This window comes from Kordia sp. (genome assembly GCF_045105435.1).
Classification (GTDB): Bacteria; Bacteroidota; Bacteroidia; order Flavobacteriales; family Flavobacteriaceae; genus Kordia.
This window is the reverse complement of the sequence record NZ_JBGCDL010000058.1, coordinates 1-6,530: the sequence shown is the minus strand read 5'-3', so window position 1 is coordinate 6,530 and position 6,530 is coordinate 1. Positions and strand designations below refer to the sequence as shown.

7 protein-coding genes and 1 rRNA gene are annotated in these 6,530 nt (G+C 33.1%); 3 read left to right on the top strand and 5 right to left on the bottom strand.

Annotated elements, in window-relative coordinates; all coding sequences use genetic code 11:
• Positions 1-87 (top strand): 5S ribosomal RNA (rrf, locus tag AB8B65_RS02715); the annotation flags it as partial.
• A gap of 367 nt (positions 88-454) precedes the next feature.
• On the opposite strand, the gene AB8B65_RS02710 is transcribed toward rrf, so the two are convergent.
• From AB8B65_RS02710 to AB8B65_RS02690, 5 genes are all read right to left on the bottom strand, one after another.
• Positions 455-655 carry a hypothetical protein gene (locus AB8B65_RS02710; RefSeq protein ID WP_405299304.1) on the bottom strand — a complete coding sequence of 67 codons (201 nt, stop codon included), beginning with the start codon at positions 653-655 and terminating at the stop codon, positions 455-457.
• Positions 656-1,000: 345 nt separating this feature from the next.
• Positions 1,001-1,324 (bottom strand): DUF4372 domain-containing protein, encoded by a 324-nt coding sequence (locus AB8B65_RS02705; RefSeq protein ID WP_405299302.1) that lies wholly within the window; start codon positions 1,322-1,324, stop codon positions 1,001-1,003.
• A 196-nt stretch (positions 1,325-1,520) separates the two neighbouring features.
• Positions 1,521-2,345 carry a T9SS type A sorting domain-containing protein gene (locus AB8B65_RS02700; RefSeq protein WP_405299300.1) on the bottom strand — a complete coding sequence of 275 codons (825 nt, stop codon included), beginning with the start codon at positions 2,343-2,345 and terminating at the stop codon, positions 1,521-1,523.
• 5 nt (positions 2,346-2,350) lie between these two features.
• Positions 2,351-3,757 carry a hypothetical protein gene (locus AB8B65_RS02695; protein ID WP_405299299.1) on the bottom strand — a complete coding sequence of 469 codons (1,407 nt, stop codon included), beginning with the start codon at positions 3,755-3,757 and terminating at the stop codon, positions 2,351-2,353.
• Between the two features lie 11 nt (positions 3,758-3,768).
• Positions 3,769-5,244 carry an SUMF1/EgtB/PvdO family nonheme iron enzyme gene (locus AB8B65_RS02690; protein ID WP_405299297.1) on the bottom strand — a complete coding sequence of 492 codons (1,476 nt, stop codon included), beginning with the start codon at positions 5,242-5,244 and terminating at the stop codon, positions 3,769-3,771.
• A 335-nt stretch (positions 5,245-5,579) separates the two neighbouring features.
• On the opposite strand from AB8B65_RS02690, the gene AB8B65_RS02685 reads away from it, so the two are divergent.
• A complete protein-coding gene (locus AB8B65_RS02685) occupies positions 5,580-6,317 on the top strand; it encodes a LytR/AlgR family response regulator transcription factor (RefSeq protein ID WP_405299295.1) in 738 nt (245 codons plus the stop codon).
• Between the two features lie 14 nt (positions 6,318-6,331).
• A partial coding sequence (locus AB8B65_RS02680) for a hypothetical protein (RefSeq protein ID WP_405299293.1) occupies positions 6,332-6,530 on the top strand: 199 nt, incomplete at its 3' end.

Genomic DNA, 6,530 nt, shown 5'->3' with positions numbered 1-6,530 from the left:
TCACCTCTTACCATTCCGAACAGAGAAGTTAAGCCCATTAGCGCAGATGGTACTGCAGAAATGTGGGAGAGTATGTCGCCGCCTTTTTTTAAAACCCTTATCATAGTCAATATGGTAAGGGTTTTTTTATGCCCTAAAATGAAAGTTATGTTTAAGCATGAATTTAACCTTTATTAAAAAATGAAAAGAAGAAATGGAATTAGTTGTGTGTGGTGGATTGTTGCTGACTTCTAGAAATCTATTTAAACATGGAATCCATTATTTTACGAAGCCCTTTGAGTAAAATAGTACAGGATCAAGTGGAAAAGTTACGGGGTTTTAGTATTATGCTAAAGCAATAAGATATAATTGCCACATTTATTTGAATGCGAACAGCATTTTCTGTTCTATCCCAAAAGGTTTTTATTTTTAGGTGTTGTTTTATCCATTTAAAGAATAATTCTACTTACCATCTTTATTTATAAAGTATAGCAATATTTTGAGCAGATAAGTCAAAATTATTTGTCATAAATATTAACGTTTTTTTATTTTCACTATCGAAAAACTTTACTTTTCGTATCTTTTTCGGATATTCTTTCGAGCTATAAAAGCCCATTATTTTTCCTATTTGATCGTATTTAATTCCAGTATTTCCATCCACTTTTTTAGAATACATGCGTTTAAATTTAATATTAGATTTTGCTCTAATTAACAAAATATGCTTTGGCTTTTGTTATTCGATACAAGCGTTTATGATCTACATAAGCACGATCAAAAATATAATATGCTAATGACTCATAATCTATAATGTCCATTGCATAACATCATGTATGTTTGCCTTGGTAATATAAATAAATACAGGGGTTTGAGTGCTAACATCGAAAAGTGTATGCAGCTTTATCCCTGCTTTTGTTTTACGAAAATGAGCCCAACAAAACACATTCAAACACAAATCAATTGTTGAGGAATCAAAAGCATAAATAGTACCTTTAATATCAAAATCTGAAGTGCTATTTTTCTTCTAAGTAATTGCTATTAAATGATTAGCAAACTCTTCAAATATTTTAAAGTTACGTTTTTCGTTAGCTTTAGATAAATTACTTCGAGTTACACTTTTGCCAAACCCTAAATGATATGATTTGGATTGATGAGTTTGTATAATAGTCATTAAATCTCTTAAACTTTTCCTAGCCGAAAGTTGACCAAAAATCATACATAATAACTGATTCCAACACGTGAAATGTTTAACAGATTTGTTTCCTAAATACTTGGAGGTTATTCTATCAAAAATACGTTGTGGAAGAAAATTTGTTAATTGAGAAAAAACATATTTACCCTGATTCATATTCGTAATTTTAATTTACGAACATAGAAATCATTTCAAATCGTCACGCTTTAAATTGATACTTAAAATCAAGTTTATAATAATTTCAAAGAACTTTGTTTAGTTTTTAGTTGACACTAGTGAAATATAGTCATAAAATAAAAAACCTCTTGAGCGATCAACTCAAGAGGTTTGTGAAACAAAAAATAGAAGCTTATTATTTTACAATAAGCTTTTTAGTAGTCTTGATATCATTAGATGTTATATTGATTAGGTATAAACCTGAAGCTATATTGCTCACATCTATTGTGTTATCTGCGGATAATTGCATTGCAATTTGCTTTCCTGCATTGTCAAACACTTCAATTTCGATATCCTGTATTCCATTTGGAAGTGAAATTTTTACAATGTCGCTTGCTGGGTTAGGATATAATGATAAACCAGATAATTCATTTTCTTCTTCAACAGATAATGTATTGAAATCAAATGGACTCATTCCAGATACAGCTGAAGCGTTAGGGTCTACAACATTTACAAATTCTGCCATTCCATTATCTATCATATCAGCTTGCATGAAAGATTTTAGAGGCGTTACTGTGTTTGCTAATGCTGAATTGTTTTCTAGTATATACATAACTCCAGTTGTAGGACTTCCGTTTACAGTAAACGTATACATAGTTGAGTTCATTGCAGCAGAAGGCGCAGATAATGTTGCAGGACTTCCTAGAGTTTCTGTAACTAAGTATCCATCAATAGTTGGTTGTGCAACATTGTTTCCATCAAAGAAAGTTGCGCTGGCACCGCTTCCTAATGAAGTTGCTGATCCAGTATCAATAGTTACACCATCAGATACTATAATTGTAAATCCGTAACTCTGTACAGAAGTAGCAAAGTTATTAGCACTTACATTCGGTACAGCTTGTACTGAAAAGCTGTAACCGCCATTGTGTATTAATGTATACGTATAGCCATCTTGTGCTTTTAGCTCTGAGGCTAGAAGACAAGTGAAGCTTAGTATAAATATTCTTATTATGTTTTTCATAAAAATTAATTTTCAGGTAATTGTTCTTGAATTTGATATGTGCTAAAGTTTAGGAAATTTCCTGGATGCGCTAATACATTTTGTAATAGTATTGGCGTATCGGGAGCAGTTCCAGTATATTGCGTATTTCCATCCATATTAATATCATGTACATTGTATCCAGTTACTACGTATGTAGGGAAATTTAAAAAGTTCCCTGGATTGTTTAGTACTTCCGATAATATGCTTGGTGTATCAGGCGTTGTTCCTGAGTATTGTACAGTAGTATCATTATTTACATTTCCTGCCCATAATGCCATATCTCCATTTGGTAATTGTACTCTTGCATTGGTTCCAAAGGTTGCGGTACCATTGTCAGTTAAATCCACATCAGTTTGAACTACGGATAATGCAATTTTATTTGCAGTCATGGCGCTCAAGTGATTTCGATGTTTTACAGCGACATAGTATTCTCCGGTAAAACCACGCAGGATAACATCAGATGTTCCATCTAAATCAACAACTTCTCCATTACGTTGTACTAGAGCTGAAGTTCCATCTACTATTAGCGTATCATCTGAACCACTTCTAATTTCTATCCATACCCAATCAACAATATTCTCTCTTGCTAATCCAGTTCCAGAAATACCACCATTATTGAATACATTAGAATTAGATATTACATCTGTTGCATCATAAGGACTAATTTTAGGAATTAAATTTCCAGTACGTAAATCATCATTCATTAATGCGTCATCTAATTCATTAAAACGTGGTCCTTGTAAAAAGATACTTACGTTGAGTCTTAAATCAACAACTTGATTTGGATCTAAGAATACATTTTCTTGTCTTGAAGAAAACCCATCACCATTTCCACCATCATACAAAACAGCTAGTGAAATATTTTCCAGTGTAGTGGCTTGTAACGTTCTACTCGAAAACCCATCACCATTACTACCTTCGTATAATACTGCTAGAGAAATATTCTCTAATGTAGTATTTAGCAAGTCTCCAACATCATGTCCATCACCATTACTGCCTTCATATAATACAGCTAATGAGATATTTTCAAGTGTAGTGGCTTGTAAAGTTCTACTTGCAAATCCGTCACCATTACTACCTTCATATAAAACAGTTAGTGTAATGTTTTCTAGCGTAGTAGCTTCTAAAGTTCTACTTGCAAATCCGTCACCATTACTGCCTTCATACAAAACAGCTAGTGAAATGTTTTCTAGCGTAGTTGCTTGTAGTGCTCTACTAGAAAATCCATCACCATTGCTACCTTCATATAAAATGGATAATGAAAGATTTGTAAGCGTTGTGCTTAGCTCGCTCTCTACATCATTACCATCTCCATTACCACCTTCAAATTGTGCGAACACATGAGTGATTTGGAATAGTATAAAAGATAAGATTAAAAATCTTTTTTTCATCTTTCTATATATTAAGGTGCAGTTCTAGCTGCTCTAAATCCTAAACGATTGTTTCCACTTGCAATGATAGATGCACCATCAAATCGGTCAGAAACTCTTATAAAGTCAGCTCCATTTAACCAGCTTCCTCCACGGAAACTGTATCCATCACCTGTTGTGTTGTTTGGCCAGTTAGATACTGTACCATTTCCAGTTGTAGAACTAATAATTCCGTTTCCATGTAAACCTGTAAAGTTCCTTCCTTGTGAAGTTCCTACGGTTACAACTCTTTCATATAAGTTTCCTGAAAGTTCCATAATACCATAGTAGCTACCTCCAGTTTCTTCTCTGTTGTTATTTACAGCACTTGCGGCAAAAATTCCGTTTCTCAATGGGCCATCAATTGTTCCGTTTGTTAAAGAGTACATTGCGTTTCCAGTATTTGTTTCTGGGTTTGTAACACGTTCACTAGAGAATCCGGAGTTTACAATCGTATAATCATTAGAAGCAATATTTGCACTTCCCCAAGCAAATTCACCTGGCTTTGGCAAAATAGGTCCTCTACATGCTTTTTCATATTCTAACTCACTTAAAGGACGCATTCCTGTCCAGTCCATGTATGAATTCATGTCTGAAATGTCTAAATATGCAACAGCTCTATCAGGAGCAGTAGTTGTAGCACTTGCTGTTCCGCCAGTCCATGAAATTGTATTTCTGCTTATGACTGCATCACTATTTTTGTGTGTTGCATCTGTAATGTCTAAGTTTGTTTTTTGATTTTCTGTTAAACTATTAAAGAAAGCCAGCCATTGCCCTTCGGTGACTTCGTATTTCATTGCATAAAAATCATTAAATCCTTTTGGATATGAAGCAGCTAAAACTCCAGTTTGATCTCCACCATTAGAGTTTGTAGCTGTATAGTACAAGTTTCCAGATGTGTTTGCAATTGTTAATGCAGCTTCTGAAGTAATTCTGTATGAAGAAGAAGTTGAAAAACCACCTGAGTGAAATTTGTTAGCTTCATTTCCTGTTGTTCCTCCAACATAAAAAGCACCTTCTGGCACATATACCATTTCTATGGCAAATACCTGAATGTCTATAATGTCATTTGTGTCGGTAGAACCAAAATTCCAGCGAATTTGAATGTTTTGAAAGTTTACGTTTCCACTTCCGTCAGCATCTCTATAAACAAATGCTCCAATTCCATCTGACGTTACATCTAAGGTACTTCCTGCTGGACTAGTTGAATTTGCCTGACTGATAATTCCGTGTGTCCAAGTTCCGTTGTTTACTCTGTATTTAATAAATACCCAAGCAGCATCATAATTAGATGGTCCTGAACTAATTCTCCATGAATTTTCCCAGAAGAGATCAAATTCTACGTGCACCCAGTTAGAAACTTCATTTAAATTTTCAAGCGATATGTTATTCACTTGGATGTTGTTTGCTTTCGTATTCGTGCTGAAAGCAAAACAAATTAGCATTAAAAATAGTGTAATTCTTTTCATTACTTTGATTTTGATTGTTAGTATTAGATAAATTGTATTCTTGTTTTATGTGCACATAACATACATATGATTAAGATTACATGGTTGTCAAAATTTGGGATTTGGCTTTTTTAACGTTCCAAATATACCTTATGAACATGTTCGAGAGTGCAGTTTTTGTATAAATGGGATCAAATGTTGTATAGATTGTTTTTGGTGTAAAAGGGAGAAAATCCCCTTGTTTGTTAACTATTTACAAAACTAAACCGCACATACATATTTTTGAACCAATGGTACTATGTGCATCAAAAATTAATTCGAAAGATGTACCTTTAGGGTATAAAACCCAAAATCTTATGTTAAGAGCAATTTTAATAGATGACGAACCAAAAGCATTAGAGAGCTTAGCTTGGGAGCTGGAAAACTTTAGTGATGAGATAGAAATACTTGAAAAGTTTACAGATCCGGAAGAAGCTTTATTATATGTAGAAAAAGCAAGTTTTGATTGTATTTTTCTCGATATTGAAATGCCAACAATGGATGGTTTTCAATTTTTAAATAGACTGAAAACAAAAGATTTTGCGGTTGTCATTACTACGGCTTATAACGAATATGCCATGAAAGCTTTGAAAGAAGAAGCCATCGATTATTTGTTGAAACCAATTGATATGGACGACTTAAAAGTTGCCATTACTAAAATAAAAAAGTACATTTCTAGAAATGATGTTTCCACAGAAAAATTTGAACGTATTCTCTCCGATTATAATAGTAGATTCAACAAAAAAAGAATTACAATAAATACTGACGGAAAGTTAATATTTCTCGATTTGGATGATTTATTATTTGCAGAATCTGATGGAAATTATAGTACATTATATTTGACAAATTCAAAAAAGATAGTACTCACAAAAAAACTAAAAGAAGTAAACGCTATGCTACCAGATGAGCGTTTCTTTAGAATCCACAATTCATATATTGTCAATCTTGATAAAATTAAAGAATTTATCAAATCTGACGGCTATGTCATATTGGTTTCTAACCATAAAATTCCTATTTCTAGACAGCGTAAAGCCGCTTTTTTAGAAAAATTATAAGAAAATTAAAGTGTATGTGCAATTTACATAAGAATGTTCTGCTGTTCGTTCTTGCCTTATTTTTAGCTACCATTAGCTTTTCACAAACTACAGATAGTACTTTTGTGAAGGAAGCAAATGCACTCTTAGCAACGAAACCTGCTGCGTATTCTGAAATTGATGCGCAATTAAAAAAGTATAAAAAAGACTCGTTGCAACTTCAATATTTAGCCA